Origin of the sequence: Chryseosolibacter indicum (assembly GCF_018598585.1) — a bacterium.
Lineage (GTDB): Bacteria > Bacteroidota > Bacteroidia > Cytophagales > Cyclobacteriaceae > Chryseosolibacter > Chryseosolibacter indicus.
Genome location: NZ_JAHESD010000017.1, coordinates 1 through 19,393 on the forward strand (window position 1 = coordinate 1; position 19,393 = coordinate 19,393).

16 protein-coding genes are annotated in these 19,393 nt (G+C 39.7%); 5 read left to right on the top strand and 11 right to left on the bottom strand.

Translation table 11 applies throughout. From position 1 onward, the window contains the following. From KK060_RS09720 to KK060_RS09765, 10 genes are all read right to left on the bottom strand, one after another. Positions 1-591, bottom strand: a 591-nt coding sequence (locus KK060_RS09720) for a TolC family protein (RefSeq protein ID WP_254153526.1), incomplete at its 3' end; no start/stop codon positions are given. Next, positions 581-3,685: an efflux RND transporter permease subunit gene (locus tag KK060_RS09725; RefSeq protein ID WP_254153527.1), complete on the bottom strand. Its 3,105-nt coding sequence runs from the start codon at positions 3,683-3,685 to the stop codon at positions 581-583. The genes KK060_RS09725 and KK060_RS09720, both read right to left, overlap by 11 nt. Positions 3,686-3,705: 20 nt before the next feature. Then, positions 3,706-4,770: an efflux RND transporter periplasmic adaptor subunit gene (locus tag KK060_RS09730; RefSeq protein ID WP_254153528.1), complete on the bottom strand. Its 1,065-nt coding sequence runs from the start codon at positions 4,768-4,770 to the stop codon at positions 3,706-3,708. 63 nt (positions 4,771-4,833) lie between these two features. Then, entirely contained in the window at positions 4,834-5,433 is a 600-nt protein-coding gene (coaE, locus tag KK060_RS09735) for a dephospho-CoA kinase (RefSeq protein ID WP_254153529.1), read from the bottom strand. 2 nt (positions 5,434-5,435) lie between these two features. Beyond that, positions 5,436-6,380, bottom strand: coding sequence for a YbbR-like domain-containing protein (locus KK060_RS09740; protein WP_254153530.1), 945 nt, complete (start codon positions 6,378-6,380; stop codon positions 5,436-5,438). Between the two features lie 95 nt (positions 6,381-6,475). Continuing rightward, the gene (gene yajC, locus KK060_RS09745; RefSeq protein ID WP_254153531.1) at positions 6,476-6,784 is read right to left on the bottom strand and encodes a preprotein translocase subunit YajC; all 309 of its coding nucleotides are present in this window, start codon (positions 6,782-6,784) and stop codon (positions 6,476-6,478) included. A 755-nt stretch (positions 6,785-7,539) separates the two neighbouring features. Next, on the bottom strand, positions 7,540-8,082 hold the full coding sequence (locus tag KK060_RS09750) for a DUF1573 domain-containing protein (RefSeq protein WP_254153532.1): 543 nt from the start codon (positions 8,080-8,082) through the stop codon (positions 7,540-7,542). Positions 8,083-8,149: 67 nt separating this feature from the next. Continuing rightward, the gene (locus KK060_RS09755) at positions 8,150-8,461 is read right to left on the bottom strand and encodes a YtxH domain-containing protein (protein ID WP_254153533.1); all 312 of its coding nucleotides are present in this window, start codon (positions 8,459-8,461) and stop codon (positions 8,150-8,152) included. 79 nt (positions 8,462-8,540) lie between these two features. Further along, positions 8,541-9,680 carry a transcription antitermination factor NusB gene (gene nusB, locus KK060_RS09760; RefSeq protein ID WP_254153534.1) on the bottom strand — a complete coding sequence of 380 codons (1,140 nt, stop codon included), beginning with the start codon at positions 9,678-9,680 and terminating at the stop codon, positions 8,541-8,543. A gap of 171 nt (positions 9,681-9,851) precedes the next feature. After that, positions 9,852-10,952: a Glu/Leu/Phe/Val dehydrogenase dimerization domain-containing protein gene (locus tag KK060_RS09765; RefSeq protein WP_254153535.1), complete on the bottom strand. Its 1,101-nt coding sequence runs from the start codon at positions 10,950-10,952 to the stop codon at positions 9,852-9,854. 295 nt (positions 10,953-11,247) lie between these two features. On the opposite strand from KK060_RS09765, the gene KK060_RS09770 reads away from it, so the two are divergent. Further along, positions 11,248-13,032: an ABC transporter ATP-binding protein gene (locus KK060_RS09770; RefSeq protein WP_254153536.1), complete on the top strand. Its 1,785-nt coding sequence runs from the start codon at positions 11,248-11,250 to the stop codon at positions 13,030-13,032. Positions 13,033-13,042: 10 nt separating this feature from the next. Here KK060_RS09770 and KK060_RS09775 read toward each other — a convergent pair whose 3' ends face one another. Beyond that, positions 13,043-13,930 carry a DMT family transporter gene (locus KK060_RS09775; protein WP_254153537.1) on the bottom strand — a complete coding sequence of 296 codons (888 nt, stop codon included), beginning with the start codon at positions 13,928-13,930 and terminating at the stop codon, positions 13,043-13,045. Positions 13,931-14,139: 209 nt separating this feature from the next. Here KK060_RS09775 and uvrA point away from each other — a divergent pair, with 209 nt between their 5' ends. Genes uvrA through KK060_RS09795 form a run of 4 tightly spaced genes read left to right on the top strand, consistent with a single transcriptional unit; the run spans position 14,140 to position 19,049 of the window. Beyond that, entirely contained in the window at positions 14,140-16,995 is a 2,856-nt protein-coding gene (gene uvrA / locus KK060_RS09780; protein ID WP_254153538.1) for an excinuclease ABC subunit UvrA, read from the top strand. Positions 16,996-17,000: 5 nt separating this feature from the next. Next, a complete protein-coding gene (locus KK060_RS09785; RefSeq protein WP_254153539.1) occupies positions 17,001-17,249 on the top strand; it encodes a hypothetical protein in 249 nt (82 codons plus the stop codon). Between the two features lie 47 nt (positions 17,250-17,296). Further along, positions 17,297-18,349 (top strand): sensor histidine kinase, encoded by a 1,053-nt coding sequence (locus tag KK060_RS09790; protein WP_254153540.1) that lies wholly within the window; start codon positions 17,297-17,299, stop codon positions 18,347-18,349. After that, positions 18,327-19,049, top strand: coding sequence for a LytR/AlgR family response regulator transcription factor (locus KK060_RS09795; RefSeq protein WP_254153541.1), 723 nt, complete (start codon positions 18,327-18,329; stop codon positions 19,047-19,049). Before KK060_RS09790 ends, KK060_RS09795 begins: the two co-directional genes overlap by 23 nt. The last annotated feature ends 344 nt before the right edge of the window (positions 19,050-19,393 follow it).

The following is a 19,393-nucleotide window of genomic DNA, read 5'->3' on the forward strand; positions in this document are numbered from 1 at the left end:
TGCATTTAAGTCAACGCGTGCTTGTAATAGTTCCGGTTTCACGCCCGTTCCTACTTCCAGCTTTCTCTCCGCGAGCTTCACCCTTTCTTCACTTACTGACATCTGCTCCTGAACGGCTTTTAGCTGTTGTTTCTGCCGCACGATATCGTAATAATTACCAATAACCGTAGCAATGGTATTAACCATCTGATCTTTGACAAGAAGTTGCCCTTGTTCAGCCAACTGTGCCACACGCTCTCTGGTAGCAAACATCCTTGTTCCGTCAAACAGTGTCCATGTTAGTTGAACAGAGGCTGAGGTGTTATTGCTTTTCGCCCTACCGCTGTTATTTCTGGTAGCATCTTCGAATCGCAATTCCTGCTCGTTATCGTTCCAAACAGTAGAACCTGTAGCATTAATCTGAGGCAAAAAAGCGCCGACTACATAGTTATTTTCAACCGTAGCTGAAGTCGAAGTATTCCTTGCCAGCCTTACATCGTAATTTTTCTCTAATGCAAGGCCTATAACATGGTCGAGAGAAATTTCTTCCTGAGCATAAGATTGTTTAAAAATTAAAAAGAGAACTGCTAGCGCGAAAATTTTAAGTTTCATATACTAATTCCTTATGCGTTTGAGGTTCGTGTTCCTCTTCTGATTCTATGTGTTTTCTTTTTCTTGATAAATAAGTGTACATGGCAGGAATCACAAATAGTGTGAGCACCAATGAGAACATAATACCACCCACAATTACAATTCCTAGTGGTTGGCGGCTTGTTGATGCAGCCCCTAACGATAATGCAAGAGGCAGAGAACCTAACGCCATTGCCAAACTTGTCATTAATATAGGACGTAAACGCAAGCGTGATGCTTCCAGTACTGCTTCGAATTTAGAGAGACCTTCTTCCCGCTTCTGGTTGGCAAACTCTACGATAAGGATACCATTTTTAGTTACCAACCCAATGAGCATGATCATACCAATTTGGGAGAAGATGTTTACGGTCTGCCCGAATAGCCAAAGTGATATAAAGGCACCGCAGATAGCAAGTGGCACGGTAAACATGATGGTTAAAGGATCTATAAAGCTTTCGAACTGCGCTGCGAGAATCAGGTAGATCAACAGCAATGCGAGCAAGAAAGCAAATGATGTGTTACTTGAGCTTTCTGCATAGTCGCGTGAGTTACCCGATAAAGATGTAGTAAATGTTTCATCAAGTACTTTTGATGCTATTTCTTCCATTGCTGCAATACCATCTCCCAACGTCTTTCCCGGAGCAAGACCTGCAGATATTGTTGCGGACTTATACCTGTTGAAGTGATACAAGCTTGGAGGCGTTGTTGATTCAACTACCGATACAAGGTTATCAATAGATACCAGCTGACCAGAGCGTGTTCTTACATACAATAGCTTTAAGTCATCCGGATCATCACGATTTATTCTTGTAACCTGGCCCATCACCTGATATTGCTTGCCTTCTCTTGTAAAATAACCAAAGCGAAGATTACTATAGGCTAATTGTAACGTCTGAGCAATATCCTGAACACTTACGCCAAGCTGAGAAGCTTTTAACCGGTTTATCTCAACTCTAAGTTCTGGCTTATTAAACTTCAGGTCACTGTCAACGCCTTGTAAAGATGGATGTGCGTTTGCTGCTTCCAGAAATTTAGGTAGCGCCTCTTGCAACTTATCAAAGTTGTTATTCTGTATCACGAACTGTACAGGAAGCCCTCCCCTTCTATTAACCGAAATTGTCTGCTCCTGTATCGGGAAAGCCCTTCCTTCCGGAAATCTGCCAAGGTTTTTACTAACAGCATCAACAATCTCCTGTTGTGACCGATCTCTTTGATCAGGGTCTACAAGTGTTACGCGAACGAATCCACTGTTTACTGATCCACCGCTAAAACCTGGCGCGGTAACAGAGAGTGCGGTCTGATATTCTGGTATTGAATCCTGAACAAACTGTACCATCTTTGATACAAAGCCATCCATGTAATCGTAGGCAGTACCTTCTGGTGCCGATAATTGTAAACGGAACTGATTTCTATCTTCAAGCGGAGCAAGCTCTGATTGAATACTGCGACCTATCAAATAAGCTGCTCCCAAACACAATGCTATGATTACAAATGACACCCAGCGCACATTCATGAAAGATCCGAGAATCCTTCTGTATCCATTTTCCATTGCCTGGAAGAAAGGTTCTGTTTTGGTGTAGAACCAGGAGTGGTTATGATGACTTCTTGTGAGTTTTACACTTAGTACAGGTGTTAGTGTTAATGATACAAAACAGGATATAAGTACGGCACCTGCTACTACTATACCAAATTCTCTGAACAACCTTCCTACGAAACCTTCCAAGAATAGTATGGGAAGGAATACAACAGCCAGTGTAATGGAAGTAGAAATAACCGCAAAGAATATTTCTTTCGATCCCTCCTGCGCCGCGCGGTATTTATTCATACCCTGCTCAAGTTTCTTGTAAATATTCTCAGTAACAACAATTCCATCATCAACCACCAGACCTGTAGCGAGTACTATACCCAGCATGGTAAGCACATTGATAGAGAACCCACACAGATACATGATAAAGAAGGTTGCAATTAATGATACTGGTATGTCTATAAGTGGTCTAATTGCTATTATAATATCACGGAAGAACAAGTAGATGATCAACACCACAAGCAAGAAAGAAATGAGCAGCGTTTCTTCAACCTCTGTAATAGATCGTTTGATAAACACCGTTTGATCCATCGCGATGTTGAGCTTAATATCTTCTGGAACATCTTTCTTGATCTGATCTAACCTTTGGTAGAAAGCATCCGATATCTCAACATAATTAGAGCCAGGCAATGGCACAATTGCTAGGCCAACCATGGGAATATTACTTTCTCGAAGAATTGACTCTTCGTTCTCAGGGCCTAATACTGCCTCACCAATATCTTTAAGCCTAATATCACCAGTAGGAGATGAAAGAATAACTACATTTTCAAAATCATCTTCTGTATATAGTTTACCGAAAGTTCTTACTGTTAACTCTGTGGCCTGCCCCGCTATTTTACCTGAGGGCAGCTCAACGTTCTCCCTGTTTAAAGCATTCTGTACATCGAGTGGTGTAAGATTATAAGCACTTAATTTCGCGGGATCAAGCCATATACGCATTGCAAATCGCTTCTCGCCCCAAATTTGTATACTACTTACACCCGGAATAGTCTGAAGTCTTTCCACAAGTACGTTTGTTGCATACTCTGTTAATTCAAGCTGATTCTTTGTATTACTCTGAACAGTCATTGTAATAATAGCATCAGAGTTAGCATCGGCCTTTGACACCACAGGCGGGTTTGGAAGATCATCAGGCAAGGATCTTATAGCCTGAGAAACTTTATCTCTAACATCGTTTGCTGCGGCCTCAAGATCAACACCAAGTTCAAATTCGATATTAATGTTACTGCTTCCTACGCTCGATGAAGATGTGATGTTCTTGATACCAGCTATACCGTTGATTGATTTTTCAAGTGGTTCTGTTATCTGAGATTCGATAATGTCAGCATTAGCCCCTGAATAGGAAGTGCGCACGTTAACATTTGGAGGATCAATAGCAGGGTAATCGCGAATGCCCAGAAAATTAAACCCAATGATACCAAAAAGCACCAGGATAATATTCATCACAAACGCCAGTACCGGTCGTTTTAAACTTAATTCGGATATGTTCATAAACTACTCCTTTTCTAACCCTACAGAGAATTCACTTTCTTAATTTTCACTTTAGCGTTTGGCCTTATAGCCATAAGACCAGTTGTAATAATGGTATCACCTGCCTTAAGGCCACTCAACACCTGCACAAAGGCTGAATCGCGAATACCAGTTTCAACTACAGCAAATGTTACGCTATCTTTCTTAAACAGCGCCACTTGTTTATTTCTTGCTGTTGGAATAACAGCCTGAGATGGCACAAGCAGCGCCTGGTCATTTTTACCTAATTGCAGATTTATCTTTGCAAAAATACCTGGCACCAACTCTTTGTTATTTCCTTTTACCTGTGCGCGTACAAGAAGCGTGCGGGTAGTCTGGTTAACACTACTTTCGGTTGCTATTACTACACCTTGATGATCACGTTCGCCACCATCTACACGGAACCTTACAATGTAGCCGCGGTTCATATCCCGTGCATACTTTTCTGGCACAGCAAATTCAAGTTTCAGCTGATCTACTTGGCGGATTACGGCAATAATATCTTGAGGAGATACATAAGAGCCCAAACTCACATTTCTGAGTCCTATGACGCCCGAATAAGGTGCACGTATTTCAGTTTTTGAGATAGCTATGTTTGTTGATTCGATATCTGCCTTTAAGTTTTCTACACCAAGCTGACTTAAGTCGTACTCCTGCTGACTGATACCATTGATCTTTAACAGCTCACGATTTCTCTCTTCTGTTTTCTCAGCAATCTTTAACTGAACCTGAAGTTTTTTCAATAAGGCTTGGAGGTCTTCATCGAAAAGTTTTACGAGCAAAGTGCCTTTTGCCACGTGAGAACCTTCATTGATATTTAACCTTACAATTCTGCCGCCTACTTCAGCCCTGATCTGTGTTTCTTCAAATGGCAGCAATGAGCCGGGCACCTGCACATTTTCACTTACCGACGATTGTTTCACAACAAAACCATCGACAGTTAAAGGCCCTTGTTTGCGTGGACCACCAGCCACAGGTTTATCTTTCTTTTCGGATTTACACGAAAAGAGGAATACAGCAGTTGAAAGGATAAGGAACAGTAAAGAACGAATTTTAAAAAAATGCATATTAAAAATTACCTATAGCTTATTGTAACATCACCAGTAGTACACTGGTTCAAAAGATCATCGTCAAAGAGAACTAAACAGTGCATGAAGTTCCAGTACCTGTGGAATCACCAGCATGCTCTCATCATTAACGATTATGTGATCGGCACGTTCCCGCTTTTCATCTTCCGGCATTTGCTTTTCGACAATTGCTTTCAACTGTTCGACAGTTCGGTGAAGATCTCGCGCCAGTACTCGTTTAAATCGTAATGCTTCCGGTGCTGTAACAACAATTACTCTATCTAGTCCTTTATGTGAATTTGCCTCAAAAAGTAAAGCAGCTTCTTTTATTACATACGTGTGTTGCTTATTTTCATTTACCCAATGAGAATAATCAATAGCTACACGCGGATGCACAAGACTATTTAATAAAGCGAGTTTCTCTTCATTGTGAAAAACGTTATTACCCAGGTAGATCCGATTAAGCGTTCCATCACTATTATAAGACAAATCACCGAATTCTTTTTTGATCTGTGATATGAGTATTCCATCGGTGGTCATTAATTTTTTCGCATGGCTGTCGGCATCATAAACAGGCACACCAAGGTGCTGAAATATTTTACACACGGTACTTTTACCAGAGCCTATACCACCTGTTATCCCAATTTGAAAAGGTTTAGCCACAACTAGAATTTAACGCGTACGGAATCGAGATGAATAACCTTCGTAAATGCAGGTAGGCCTTCTATACGTGGAAGTATCTTTCTATCGCCTCGTGCTACTGTTTTAAGGTCGAGGATTGCCTTTGCTGAATCTAATATCAGAAGATTCTGCATGCTTTGAGGAATTGCAACTGTTATAGGAATTTCTTTTCTGCCCAACACTGGCCAAACAGTTGAAGGAAGGTTTTCGATAACGAGTCTTATAGAATCTTGTATTGTAACGGTCTTTTCAACATTAAACATTACCGCTACAGTAGGCGGATTACGCTTGATGATGTCAGAAGACGGAACCTGAACTTCTACATCTTCCATAAAATTCTCGTCAATGTTTTCGAAAGGCACATTTATAACTATTGGTTCCTTCATCTCATTGACTAAAGGCTTTGGGCCTTCAAGATAGATGGAGTCTGGCATAATGGACACACGGCTTGCAAGCATAAATCCATTCTTTACGCTAAGCTTGGAAGTATCAATGCCAAGGCTTACCCAACGCCCGATCTTGGGTTCGAGATTTAAGTATAAAGTATCTGTGAGTACATAGTTTATCTGCAAGCCTTCCATTTGGTTTGAGAAGAATGCAGGCAATGTACTGCCAACAATCTTTCTTGTTTCCATGGGGCGTTCAAGGGGAATTTCCAATGCAGGAATTTTAACACCTGAACCTCTCCTGAAGAGATCCCAGCCGTTTCCTGTAACATTAATTCTTACTTCACGAGGCAGTGATTTTACAGGAACAAAATTATTTTGATCGTAATCAAAAGTTAATGGGAAGTTAATGTTTGTAGTGTAGGTTTTATTCAACGCGTTAAAAAACCAAAAGACCGTAGCTGCTAAAAAGCACAATACTACGGCCTTCCAATTTTTATGATTGAAACGCAGGACATTGAATAATGGATTGCCTACTTTCATATTAAAATTTGATTAGGTTATCAGACACTTCTTTGTCTTTACCTAAGTTAAACGTGAAAATGAGCAGAAATTACATTCTATTTCTGCTCCTATAATTATTTCTTATTTGCAACCTTGGTAGCTTCTAAAGAAATGGCTGATTTATTGAATCTGATTCTTCCGCCTTTTTCAACCTCAAGAATAAATGTATCGCCTTCAAGTTCGGCAACATGGCCGTGGGCACCACCTATTGTTACAACATAGTCGCCTTTCTTTATCTCCTCAACAAACTTTTTAGCATCCTTTGCCTTCTTTTGCTGCGGACGGATCATAAAGAAATAGAAGATAAGTATGATGGCTCCGAAAAATACCAACTGAAACCATGCGCTTCCTTGTTGCTGCGCTTGTAGTAATATGTTTAACATAGCTGATTAATTAAGTGGCCAAAGTTATAGCATTTACTTCTATTTACGTAAGGGCTCCGTTAAAATATGAGGAATCAAGCATTACCCGACCCTTAAAAGCAGACAGAATTACATGCTTTAGAACAGGTGCAGCATCTTACCAAACAATGATCCCGGCCGGCACCTGCTACAGTTAACAATCCGCATACTACTTCTTTGATTAATAAACGTCCTAGAGTTATACCGATAAGGCTTATACTTTTTTTGAACAAAAGTAGTCCGCCACACCGCAATCCATACGCGGCCAAAAGAAATTTGTTTAATCTTTTTATCCAATAATAACCAGGGTCAGTCTGTCGAATACGGTTAAATAAGCTTCGAAAAGTACGATGCCAGCACCCTGTGAGCACCGTGCGTACAGTGTGTCTGCGAGAAATGGGGGTATTTTCTCGCAGACATGGCGCACGCATGGTGCTGGCATGGTGCTGGCAGAATGAATTTGCGAGCCAGTCGTTGACTTATCGCCTGCTAAAGGCCTAAATCAATATTATTACATGAGGCCGATGAAATAACAAATTGCCTGTGTTAACCAAATAGTACCCTTGAGGCTTTCCCGGGTATATGGAGCATAAATGAGGGCGATGTGTAAGGGAACTCAATTCATTAGAATATAATTAGATTTTCAAAAACACCAGAAAGTGAGAAGTCACTTTATACAAATAAAAAGCCCAGGCTTTCTACAAACCTGGGCTTCATTTTACTTTTAGCAGTATTGCTTATCTTACCGGACCTGCATCTGAACCACCAGATTTAGGTGTTACCATAGCTTTAAAGCGCAACACAGTTTGCTTCGGCCATGTATTTGCAGTTACAGTAACGGTTTTGTTTTGAATGTTCGGTTTTCCGTTGCTATCAAATTTAGCTTTTACGTAGCCGGTACCTCCCACAGGAATAGGATCTTTGCTCCATTCGGGCACTGTACATCCGCAAGAGCCTTGAGCTCCCTGTATAATTAAAGGTGCTTCACCTGTGTTTTTAAACTTGTAAGTATACTCGACTACCTGTCCTTCGTTAATGGTACCGAAGTCGTGTTCAGTCTTTTCAAACTGAAAAGCAGGCAGTGGTCCTTCTGGTTTTTCTTCCGCAGGTGCTGTAGCCGGAGTTGGCGTTGAAGTTGAAGTAGCAGTTTTCTTGCCTTCAAGATCTGCCAATCTGCTTTCGAGTTCAGCTATTCTTTTCTCAGCTTCACGATCTTTGCATGCAGTAAAAACAGTTGCAAGAGCAACGATCATCAGAACTTTAATCCAAATTGTTTTCATTCTATTTACGATCTATTATTAACGCTATCTAAAAGACTTCCTTTAAGAACGATCTGCGAGTATAACCTTAGTCTTTTTTAGTACCGCGGATTTGCTCTAAAAGTTCATCTACATCCATTAAAAGCCTTTCTGCTTTGTTTTTAGCTTCTTCTACTACACGTTGTCCTTGTGACTTAGCTTCAGAAGTTAATGGTGTTTCTTTGCCAGTAACGAAGTCGTTAATCAGCTCTTGAAGCATTTTGCGATATCTATCAAGCTGAAACGATAACTTTTCACGGGTATTAGATCCTTTATCAGGAGCATATAAAACACCTAGAATTGCACCCGTGGTTGCTCCTACAAGGAATGCCAAGAGTGTATTACTACCTTTTTTGCTCATAAGCTTTCAAAATTAATTTGCTTTGACTCGCAAATTCAAAATTTTAACATTCTTTAACAAATCAAAACAGGCCAAAGCCTTACTTATTATCTATAAGGCCTCTTCCGCTCTTTTTAATTTCGCCCGATTCCTGCAGCTCCTTGGCAATAACGTCTAGAATACCGTTAATAAACTGCCTGCTTTTAGGTGTGCTGTATGTTTTTGCAAGCTCGATATACTCGTTTATAGTTACTTTTATAGGAATATTTGGAAAGCTTAGTAGTTCGGCAATAGACATTTCGATAATAACCCTGTCGGTAAGCGGCAGGCGTTCAACTTCCCAGTTTCTGGTGTTATTTGCGATTAATTCCTGGTGTTTATCTGAAAGATTGGTCGCCTTGTCGTAAAGTGTTTCAATAAACTCCTTATCCTCATCCCAATTGAGCGAAAGCGTATTTAAAGTTATTGTTTTATCCTTTTCCGGATCAAAAGATTTAACTGTTTTTTCAACCAATGCTCTTACAATCTCTTTGTCCTCTGCCCATCTTAGCACTTCTTCTTCAAAAAAGTCGTTGATTACTGAGTTGCCTAGTATGATTTTCTTGAAAAGATGGCTGGCAAACTTACGTTGATCATCTTCTGTAGGGCTCTTTCTATCCAGGTAGTTAAGGTATTCATTATCCTGGCGCACAACATCGCGAAACCATTGGCGAACCTGGTCTACATTATTTTGCCAGTGTCTGCCCAGGCGGAGCGCATCTTTTTTCAAAGGTTCGCTGTTGCGAAGTGCTTTTATCCAGGTGTTGTTAACAAAATTTTTGTGGCTTACCTTTTTGTCAGCTTCTGCAAGTTCAGCAAATGCTGTTGCAAGACTTAAGGCTGCTATGTAGAATTCGTAGATTTTTTCAACCTCAACAACTACGTTTTTTCTGAGAAAGTCGGTATCCTTTTTTACCTGTGCATTGTAGAAAACAAAGGCACTGTTTACTGCTTTTTTTATTTTATCATCTTCATGATCAGCCTTCGATTTTCCTTCTTCAAAGGCTTTTTTAAATAAAGCAGTAGCTGTTTTCTTTTGCAGGTTGAGAAGTTCTTTGTTCTGTACTTCCATTGAATTGAGGTCTGGAAGAAAGGCTTCTCCAATTTTTTCAAGACACAATTCAAAGCTTGCTTCTTTACATTGATGGAGGGCAAATAGACTTTGCATTACTTTGATCCGAAGACTTCTTCTATTCAGCATTTTAAAGAACTAAAGGTATGATTGATAAATAATTTAACCAGCGCAAAAATAAACATCCTGTTAAGTTTCACCTAACAGGACGTTATTTAATCATTTAAGATTTAAAACTTTTATGTTCTTATCTGATAAAAAATTATTCCAGATAATGCTTATTGATGACTTGGCGACTCATCATCTTGACATTCTAACCTTACCAATTTGAGCAATACGCTGCTCGCAAAGGCGGATGGCAGCCTCCTGGCTGGTTATTCCTTCATTTTCTGATAAAGAAAGAATATTTAAGCATGTATCGTAAATTTTCTCAGCCTGCTCAAAAACCCTTTTCCTGTTGTAGTGGCCCTGATATTCGTTATACACATTAATCAAGCCGCCGGCATTAATCAGGAAATCAGGCGCATAGGTGATGCTTCTATCAATAAGCATATACCCGTGTTTCACTTCATCTTTTAGCTGATTGTTTGCCGCGCCAGCGATAACACTACATTTTAATCTTGAAATTGTGTTGTCGTTAATGGTTGCGCCAAGGGCACAAGGTGCATAGATATCAACATCAAGGTCATAAATTTCATCCTGCCCAACTGCTGTCACACCATATTGCTTTGCAATTGCAGCAACTTTGTCTTCAAAAAGATCAGTAATAAAAACCTGCGCATTTTCTTTAACAAGATGTTCAACCAGGTGCATGCCAACCTGGCCTACGCCCTGTACGGCAACGCGTTTTCCAGCAAGGCTGTCGTTACCGAAAACCTTTTTGGTAGTGGCCTTCATACCCATATAAACGCCAAAAGCAGTAACTGGTGATGGGTCGCCACCGCCACCCATAGACTCAGGCAGACCTGTAACATGCTTTGTTTCCATATGAATGTACTCCATATCAGACGTTTTCATGTTTACATCTTCTGCTGTAATGTATTTGCCGTTAAGGCTATTCACAAACTTTCCAAACCTTCGTAGAAAAGCTTCAGATTTTAACTTTTTAGCATCACCTATAATAACAGCTTTACCTCCACCAAGATTTAATCCACTGATTGCTGCTTTGTAAGTCATGCCTCTAGACAAGCGAAGTACGTCTGTAAGCGCTTCTTGCTCTGAGGTATAGTTCCACATGCGAGTGCCACCAAGAGCAGGACCTAATACTGTGTTATGAATAGCAATAATCGCTTTAAGTCCGGTTGATTCATCATGGCAAAATACCACCTGCTCGTGACCTAATTGGCTGAGCGTTCCAAATATACCGGCGGCTTGTACTTTTTCAAGTTCTTTCACTTCCATACGAATTTGATTTACGTTTGATTGTTGTAGTTTTAAATCCTGATCTTGATTGTGCTACTGCATAATCAGCATTGGAATAAAACAAATTTAATACCTTTCAAACGTTTGCATTAGCGTTTGGAAGGATATTTCGTGAACGTAGAATCGGGCAAAATTTTGTTAATGCAAACGGTTGTTATACCCTTATAACTTTTGAAAAACGCCCTGTCTAAAAACAGGCCACCACAAATTAAATTGACCGTATTATTACCCAGAGGGATAAAACTTTTAAATCCCAGTTATAGTATTAGAAAAGATGAAAGAACTCGGCTACCTCAATAAATACCTGTTAAAGTACAAATGGCTTATTATACTTGGTACTGTCTTTATTATTATCTCAAATGTTTTCCAGATTGTACCAGCCCAATTGGTACGTTACGCCATTGATCTTGTAGCTGACAACATTCGAATTCATCAGTCGCTTAGCGGACTTCACCTTCAGGATGAATTCTTTAATGTGTTTGCTTTCGGTATTCTCATCTACGCGTTGTTAATCCTGGTGATGGCTTTACTTCGTGGCATCTTCCTGTATTTCGTGCGGCAAACTTTGATAGTAATGTCTCGCCACATTGAGTACGATTTGAAGAATGAAATTTTTGAGCATTACCAGGCACTACCGCTTAGCTTCTATAGGAAAAACAATACGGGAGACTTGATGAATAGAATTTCTGAAGATGTAAGCCGCGTACGGATGTATCTGGGTCCAGCCATTATGTATGGCCTCCAGCTCATCACCTTATTTATTATGCTTATACCTATTATGTTTGCTATAAGCACTGAGCTTACATGGTATGCATTGAGTCCGTTACCTTTTCTTTCCCTTAGCATTTTTATTGTTAATAATCAGATAGAAAGGCGCTCTGAAGAAATTCAGAAAAGCCAATCGAAGCTTTCAACCTTTGTGCAGGAGGCATTTAGTGGCATAAGAGTAATAAAGTCATTTAACCGAGAGCAGGAGTCGATCAACAACTTCACAAGTGAGACTGAGCGATACAAAAAACAGTCAATGAAGCTTACCAAGGTTCAGTCACTTTTCCATCCTCTCATGCTCGGTCTTATCGGTCTTAGTACCATACTAGCTATCTATGCCGGCAGCACGCAGGTGATTAATGGAAATCTTACTTTCGGTAATATTGCTGAGTTTGTAATTTATGTAAACCTGCTTACCTGGCCTGTAACATCTTTGGGATATACGACCAGTCTTGTAAAACGTGCAGAGGCTTCACAAAAAAGAATTAATGAATTTCTAAAAACCGGCAATGATATTATTTCAGAGCAAAATATTAGCCGTGAGATTGAAGGGAAGATAGAGTTTAGAAATGTGACTTTTGTATATCCTGATACGGGAATCAAAGCCTTAAAAAACATTTCATTTACTGTTAACCCCGGAGAGTCGCTGGCTATTATCGGAGCAACAGGCTCAGGAAAAAGTACCATATCAAATCTTATCTCCAGGTTATTTGATGTGAGCGAAGGAGAAATACTTATTGATGGAACGCCTATTAAGTCTTACAACCTCACAAAATTGAGAAGCCAGATAGGATACGTCCCTCAGGATGTATTTCTTTTTAGTGATACAATCTATAATAACATTGGTTTTGGCTTAGCCGACTTTCAGAAAGAAAAAGTATACCAGGCTGCAAAAGATGCAGATGTTTATAACAACATTGTAGCGTTTCCGCATGGCTTTGATACACGATTAGGTGAACGAGGTATAACACTTTCTGGAGGGCAAAAACAACGTGTTTCTATTGCACGCGCCATTGTAAGAGATCCTAAAATATTAATGCTTGATGATGCCCTTTCTGCTGTTGATACAAAAACTGAAAACAACATCCTCAACAGCATGAAACGAATAATGAAGGGAAGAACGTCCATCGTTATCTCACATCGTGTTTCTTCAGCCAAACTTGCCAACAAGATTATTGTATTGGTAGATGGCCACATAGTTGAAGAAGGAACTCATGAAGAACTTCTCTCTAAAGAAGGAATATATACCGAACTGTATGAGAAACAAGTTCAGGTCGATGAAGTTGATTGATCCTGATTCCTCAATTCTTTTTGTTTATGATATAAACAGCAACAATGCCAAGTAAACCACCTGCAATTGTATGTACTTCCGGAACTTCATTTAAAAATATCCAAGAGCCAAGGGCAGCTGAAAAAGGTACCATAAAAATAAAACTACTCGCCTTCCCTGCGCCTATTTTTGATGTAGCGATGAAGTAAAAGGTAGTTGCCATTGACGTGGTAATTGTTGCACTAAAGAAAAGGTTACCCCAAAAGGTAAAATCTGCTTTGCTTACTGTAGTGAGGGTAGCATCTATGCCCGTAAACAAAAAAAGCGACACCATACTTATTCCGTACATCCAAAAACTAAAAGCAAGTGGTGCACCGAACCGCGATGATTTTGAGGTAAACAGGCTAAGCAATGCCCACGATAAAGAAGCGAGTAGGAAATAAATATTTCCCGCATTAAAAATTGAGCTTGCCTCTGTAACGAGCTTAAGCAATATAGCACCGGCTACAAGTCCAATAAATAATCCAATAGCTTCGTTTCGGGTTGGTTTCCTCCTCTCCATTAATAATATAACGGCATAAGCAATAATAGGATTGAGTACGGTTACCAGTACACCACCTGCGCCGGCTTTGCCTACAGATAAACCTTTAAAGAAAAGAAAGGTATATAGCGATATAAAACCAGATGCGATGAATAGATAAAGAAATCCCTTTCGGCTGATCTTTAATGGCTCCTTCAAAAAGAGGAGTATCAGAAATAGCGAAATAAAAGTTAAGGCAAATCTGAAAAATGAAATTGTAATAGGTGAACCGTACAACGAGAGGTACTTACCCGAAGCCCAGCTGAAGCCCCAGCAAGTCATGCTCAATACCATTCCCGTTAAAAACCACTGATTGTTTTCCTTTGTTTGCCGAGTCATATATGAATAATGCACATAAGTAATAGAAGCGGCTGAGAAAAAGTTCAACTCAGCTATAATTTTAAGATTAAAATTAAAAGCAGTACAAGAATTAAGGCCGGAAGCTTAAGCCATAATAATATTTTTTTGAATTCTTAAGGTGCTGTTGGTGTTCTATTTGTTTTGAATCGTTATGGATTTCAACTTTGTATTTCCCATATTTACCGGCCATGCCTAAAGTTCTAGCAGCAGAAAAAAAGATTATAGACCAAACTGGTCACGAAAGTATAGAAGTAATTGGTGCAAGAGAGCACAATCTTAAAAACATAAATGTATCCTTTCCCCGGAATAAGCTCGTTGTTATTACCGGCATCAGTGGTAGTGGTAAGTCGTCACTTGCCTTTGATACCATCTATGCCGAAGGACAACGTAGGTACATGGAGAGTTTCTCTGCCTATGCAAGAAGCTTTTTAGGAAATCTTGAAAGACCCGATGTTGACAAGATCAATGGATTGAGCCCGGTGATTTCCATTGAACAAAAGACAACGTCAAGAAATCCAAGATCCACAGTAGGGACTGTTACAGAGATCTATGATTTCATGCGTCTGCTGTATGCGAGGGCCGGTGAAGCATATTCTTATTTAAGCGGAGAAAGAATGATCAGGCAATCTGAAGATCAAATCCTTGACACGCTGTTACAGAATTTTAAGAATAAAAAGCTCGTTTTGCTGGCCCCGATCATAAAGGGGAGAAAAGGCCATTACCGGGAGCTGTTTCAGCAAATCAGGAAGTCGGGATATACAAAAGTACGTGTTGACGGTGAAGTGCTGGAGATTACAGCAAAAATGCAAGTAGACAGGTATAAAATCCACGACATAGAGATTGTAATGGATCGCATTATTGCAGATGCTAAGGATCGTGCACGGATCGGCCAGTCAATCAGCAAATCGTTAAAAGAAGGCAAGGGAGTGATGATGGTAATGGAGGAAAATGGTAAGGTACACCACTTTTCCAAATATCTGATGGATCCAAAAACAGGACTTTCGTATGATGAGCCTGCTCCCAATTCGTTTTCTTTTAACTCGCCGTATGGCGCATGCCCTACTTGTAATGGGCTAGGTCAGATAGAAGAGATTACTGAGCAATCAGTAATACCAGACAAAGACTTAAGCATAAGCCGCGGTGGAATACTCCCATTGGGAGAATACAGGGACATCTGGATTTTCAAGAAGATAGAAGCAATTCTGAAAAGGAATAAGCTTACACTTTCAACCCCAATTAAAAATATTCCTAAAGATGTTCTTAAGGTATTACTTTATGGAGATGATGAGCCAGTGCATGTAGCTTCTGTTAAATATCCGGGTACTGAATGGAATACAACTTTTGAGGGAATCATTCACTTCCTGGAAAAACAAAGGGATGAGGGTTCAGAGGCAATAAGAAAATGGGTTGAAGATTTTACTGTTACCAAAACCTGTCCTGAATGTAACGGTGCCAGGCTGAAAAAAGAATCTTTACATTTTAAGCTTGATGGAAAGAATATATCTGAATTATCACTTATCAGTATAACTGAGTTACAAAAGTGGTTTGAAGGACTAGAGAACAGGCTCGATGCAAAACAAAGAGTTATTGCAACAGAAGTTCTTAAGGAAATTCGCAAACGGATAGGCTTTCTTTTAGATGTTGGATTGGATTACCTCCACCTCCATCGCCCAATAAGAACGTTAAGTGGTGGAGAGTCTCAACGTATCCGCCTTGCAACACAGATAGGCACACAATTGGTTGGCGTGCTATACATTTTAGATGAGCCGAGTATTGGTCTTCATGCGCGTGATAATGTAAAGCTTATCAAGGCACTAAAAGATCTTAGAGACTTAGGTAACTCCGTTGTGGTTGTAGAGCATGATAAAGACATGATGCTCGAGTCAGATTATATCATTGATATTGGGCCGGGCGCTGGCAGACATGGGGGCCAGGTAATTGCTGAAGGAGAACCTAAAGATTTTATAAAATCGAATAGCACCACAGCAAAATTTCTTACCGGTAAAACTTCTATCGGCGTTGTAAGAGAAAGAAGAAAGGGAAGCGGAGAAAAGATTGTACTTACAGGAGCTTCTGGGAATAATCTTAAAAATGTAAACTTAACAATTCCTCTGGGCACACTTACGTGTATAACGGGTGTATCAGGAAGTGGTAAATCTACATTGATACACGAAACTCTGTTTCCAATTCTTAATCAGCATTTCTATAATTCAAGAACAGAACCGTTAACATATAAGAAGATTGAAGGACTTGACCTGATAGACAAAGTGATTGAAGTAGATCAGTCACCTATCGGTAGAACACCGCGTTCTAACCCTGCTACATATACAGGTGTGTTTACTGATATCCGGGATCTGTTTGCTCAGTTACCAGAGGCAAAAATCAGGGGTTATAAATCAGGAAGGTTCTCATTCAATGTAAAGGGAGGAAGATGCGAAACGTGTGAAGGCGCAGGGCTTCGGTTAATCGAAATGGAATTTCTGCCTGACATTCACATCCCATGCGAAACCTGTAAGGGGAAGCGTTACAACAGAGAAACGCTGGAAGTCAGATTCAAGGGGAAGTCCATCTCTGATGTTTTAGACATGACAGTTGAGGAAGCTGTTACCTTTTTCGAGAATCAACCAAAGATACTTCGTAAAATACAAACACTCGCTGAAGTTGGCTTAGGTTATATCTCATTAGGGCAACATGCTACTACGTTGTCGGGAGGTGAGGCACAGCGTGTGAAGTTGGCTACTGAGTTATCAAAACGTGACACAGGAAAAACATTTTATATTCTAGATGAACCTACAACCGGTTTACATTTCCAGGATATTGCACACCTACTTGACGTACTCCAAAAACTGGTAGACAAGGGTAACACCGTTTTGGTAATAGAACATAACATGGATATTATTAAATCATCAGACTACATTGTTGATCTGGGACCAGAAGGTGGTTCAAAGGGAGGACAGATTATTGCAACCGGTACTCCGGAAGAAGTTGCTAAAGTCACAGCAGGGTATACTGGCAAATTTTTAAAGATAGAACTGAATAGTTAAATATTATGAGCGCGCGTTTTAGACACTATCTTTTTGGAGTTATTTTTATTGTCATCGCTATCATTCAATTAATCAGAAAAGAATACCTTGAATTTAGTCTTTATGCTGTTGCCGGCGTTACCTTCATTGTAAACACATTAACATCAGAAGCCAAGCTGTATCACATAAAAAAACAATTGGTTATACTCACCTGGATTTTAATGGTAGTAACAGGAATTCTATTTCTGTATCTGCTGCAGGCAGAATACTTGTAACAATTCAACTTTAAAGACCTTGATTAATTATAACGAAATGGATTGTAGTGAATAGACAGAGGCTTTATTGGACACTTCAAATTGGTGGATGGCTACTTTATGCTATTGTACAGATTGTAGCAAGTTTACTAGCTACAACCAATCCCAGTTCAAATCGGATTTATTTCCTCCTTTATGAATCTTTCTTATGCTTATTGGTAACACATTTGTTCAGGATATTTTTTCATCCGAGCAAGTGGCTTAAATTAAGTATTAATAAACTAATTGTACGAGTCATACTAAGTGTATTCGTACTTGGGTTATCTGTTTATTTCTTACGTATTCCGCTTAGCCTGATGCTGGGCCTGTTTGATAAAAACGTAGCTTTTGATCTTTCCCGTATCTGGGGTTTATCATCGGTCTATACCGTCATATTCTTTATATGGTGTGTGCTATACTTTACGATCCATTATATTGATCAGTATAATAAGTCGTTGAAGTACGAAGCTTCAATGGTTGAGATCGAACTTAATAACCTAAAGTCTCAACTAAACCCACATTTTATTTTCAATGCTTTGAATAGTATTCGGGCCCTTGTAGACGAGAACCCGGCAAAGTCGAAACAGGCAATTAACCAGCTTTCCAATATATTAAGAAGCTCTCTGGCTTCGGATAAAAAAGGATTAATGAAATTTGATGACGAGCTGAAAATCGTAAAAGACTATCTTGGTCTTGAAAGCATTCGTTTTGAAGAGCGACTAAAAACTGAGTTTGATATTCATCCTGGTTCCCACGATTTTTATGTTCCTCCTCTAATGATTCAAACAATCGTTGAAAACGGGATTAAACACGGAATATCTAAACTAACTGCAGGGGGAACTATTCAATTGAAAACTTCAGTTCAAAATCAAACGCTAAAGGTATCTATTCGTAATACCGGACAGCTTACCAGGGCAGATGTAGCGAGTGACGGCGTTGGACTGCGCAACACTATTCAAAGATTAAAGCTTCTTTATGGTGATGAAGCTTCCTTTCGGATTGTAAATGAAAACCATAACTTTGTACTAACGGAAATAATAATACCTCAAAACAGAAGATATGAGAGCATTAATCGTGGATGATGAGCGTCTTGCTCGTAAAGAATTGATGAAACTTTTAGAAGAACATCCCATTATTGAAGTTGTTGGTGAAGCGATGAATGCAGATGAGGCCGTTCAATTAGTTAACGATTTAAATCCAGACCTTCTATTTCTAGATATACAGATGCCAGGTAAAACTGGCTTTCAGTTACTTGAAGAGTTAGATTCAGTGCCATTGGTGGTTTTTACAACTGCGTACGACGAATTTGCTTTAAAAGCTTTTGAAGTAAACGCGCTTGATTACCTGTTAAAACCTATACAGCCTGAGCGTCTTTCAGAAACAGTAGCAAAACTTGCAGAAAAAGAAAGGCAAAAGACTACTGCCGTTAGAGGACCTGAGAAAAAACTTGGATTAAACGACCAGGTTTTTGTTAAAGACGGAGATCGCTGCTGGTTTGTTAGTCTATCTAATGTCAGGCTATTCGAGTCTGATGGTAACTACATCAAAGTTTACTTCGATACCAACAGACCAATGATTCATAAGTCACTTAATGCATTGGATGAAAAGCTGGATGAGAGAGCATTTTTCAGAGCGAGCAGAAAACATATCGTAAACCTAAGTTGGGTTGAAGGAATTGAACCATGGTTTAATGGTGGGTTAATGGTTCGTTTACGCGGCGGTGATAAAGTAGAGGTTAGCAGAAGACAAGCCGCTAAGTTTAAAGATATGATGAGTCTTTAGTCGTATAGAGGATTGAAAGTTTTTGCTCGCAACCAAAACCCAGATAGTCCTGGCCCGATACTCTTAAATCCGAAAGAATAAGCTGGAAGCCAGGTAAAACCGGTTCGCCTGATAAAGGCGAATCGAATCCATGATGAAGAGACCCCCGTTGGAATAACAGTATACAATTCGACATCAGCATCTGCTTAACAATCTTACTGTTTCGATCGCCTGTTATAAATCCTTGGTGACATCAATAAAATTTGTCCTTCAGCGGTTCTCTCGAACTTAAAGTCACGATTGTCCTGGCGGAATATAAAAAAAACTTCATTGGACGTAGGCTCAATATATCTGCATTTCAATTT

Coding starts and splice junctions, on each gene's coding strand:
- KK060_RS09755 (WP_254153533.1), bottom strand. CDS start 8,461: ATGAGCAAAAAAGGTAGTAATACACTCTTGGCATTCCTTGTAGGAGCA.
- KK060_RS09725 (WP_254153527.1), bottom strand. CDS start 3,685: ATGAACATATCCGAATTAAGTTTAAAACGACCGGTACTGGCGTTTGTG.
- uvrA (WP_254153538.1), top strand. CDS start 14,140: ATGCCTAAAGTTCTAGCAGCAGAAAAAAAGATTATAGACCAAACTGGT.
- KK060_RS09770 (WP_254153536.1), top strand. CDS start 11,248: ATGAAAGAACTCGGCTACCTCAATAAATACCTGTTAAAGTACAAATGG.
- KK060_RS09740 (WP_254153530.1), bottom strand. CDS start 6,380: ATGAAAGTAGGCAATCCATTATTCAATGTCCTGCGTTTCAATCATAAA.
- yajC (WP_254153531.1), bottom strand. CDS start 6,784: ATGTTAAACATATTACTACAAGCGCAGCAACAAGGAAGCGCATGGTTT.
- KK060_RS09730 (WP_254153528.1), bottom strand. CDS start 4,770: ATGCATTTTTTTAAAATTCGTTCTTTACTGTTCCTTATCCTTTCAACT.
- KK060_RS09795 (WP_254153541.1), top strand. CDS start 18,327: ATGAGAGCATTAATCGTGGATGATGAGCGTCTTGCTCGTAAAGAATTG.
- KK060_RS09775 (WP_254153537.1), bottom strand. CDS start 13,930: ATGACTCGGCAAACAAAGGAAAACAATCAGTGGTTTTTAACGGGAATG.
- KK060_RS09785 (WP_254153539.1), top strand. CDS start 17,001: ATGAGCGCGCGTTTTAGACACTATCTTTTTGGAGTTATTTTTATTGTC.
- KK060_RS09750 (WP_254153532.1), bottom strand. CDS start 8,082: ATGAAAACAATTTGGATTAAAGTTCTGATGATCGTTGCTCTTGCAACT.
- nusB (WP_254153534.1), bottom strand. CDS start 9,680: ATGCTGAATAGAAGAAGTCTTCGGATCAAAGTAATGCAAAGTCTATTT.
- KK060_RS09765 (WP_254153535.1), bottom strand. CDS start 10,952: ATGGAAGTGAAAGAACTTGAAAAAGTACAAGCCGCCGGTATATTTGGA.